1 protein-coding gene is annotated in these 1,180 nt (G+C 67.4%); it reads right to left on the bottom strand.

Annotated elements, in window-relative coordinates; translation table 11 throughout:
• On the bottom strand, positions 1–1,180 hold a 1,180-nt coding region (gene frc / locus HLK59_RS50090; protein ID WP_171148342.1), incomplete at both ends, for a formyl-CoA transferase.

The raw sequence follows: 1,180 nt of genomic DNA on the forward strand, positions 1-1,180 counted from the left end.
AGGCCGAGTTCGCCGATGAGGATTTCTTCGGTGTGCTGGCCCAGCAGGGGCGGGGTGGTGATGTGGGTGGGGGAGTCGGAGAGTTTGAGGGGATTGCCGACGGTGGTGAAGCGGCCGCGTTCGGGATGCTCGACCTCCACGACGATCCCGTTCGCCGCCAGGGAGGCATCCTCGATGATCTCCTTGGTCGACAGGATCGGCCCGCACGGAACGCCGTGCGCGTTCAGCGCCTCCAGGACCTGCCACTTGGGCAGCGTCGCCGTCCACTCCTCGATCAGCTGGAACATCTTCGCCAGCTTCGGCAGCCGCGCCTCGGGGGTGGCCCACTCCGGGTCGTGTGCGAGTTCCGGACGCCCGATCAGCGCGGACAACGGCTCCCACCCGACCGGCTGGACGATCACATACACGTAGTCGTTGGGCCCGCCGGGCGCACACCGCACCGCCCAGCCCGGCTGCCCGCCCCCCGAGGCGTTCCCCGAACGCGGCACCTCCTGGCCGAAATCGTCGTTGGGATACTCCGCCAGCGGACCGTGCGCCAGCCGCTGCTGGTCACGCAGCTTGACCCGGCACAGATTCAGCACCGCGTGCTGCATCGCCACGTTCACCCGCTGCCCGCGCCCCGTCGACTCCCGCTGGAACAACGCCGCCAGGATCCCCGCCACCGCATGGATACCGGTGCCCGAGTCACCGATCTGCGCACCCGTCGCCATCGGCGGCCCGTCCGCGAACCCCGTGGTCGCCATCGACCCGCCCATCGCCTGCGCCACCACCTCGTACGCCTTGAAACCCGTGTACGGGCCCTCCCCGAACCCCTTGATCGACGCATACACGATCCGCGGATTGATCTCCCTGATCCGCTCCCACGAGAACCCCATCCGCTCCACCGCACCCGGACCGAAGTTCTCCACCATCACATCCGAACGCCGGATCAGCTCCGTCAAAAGCTCCCGGCCCCGCTCCGACTTCGTGTTCAACGTGACACTGCGCTTGTTGCAGTTCAGCATCGTGAAATACAACGAGTCCACACCCGCCACATCCCGCAACTGCCGCCGCGTGATATCCCCGCCCGGCGCCTCCACCTTCACCACATCCGCACCCAGCCACGCCAGCAACTGCGTCGCCGACGGACCCGACTGCACATGCGTCATATCCAGAACACGAACACCCTCAAGAGCCCTCG

Source organism: Streptomyces sp. S3(2020) (genome assembly GCF_013044505.1).
Lineage (GTDB): Bacteria > Actinomycetota > Actinomycetes > Streptomycetales > Streptomycetaceae > Streptomyces.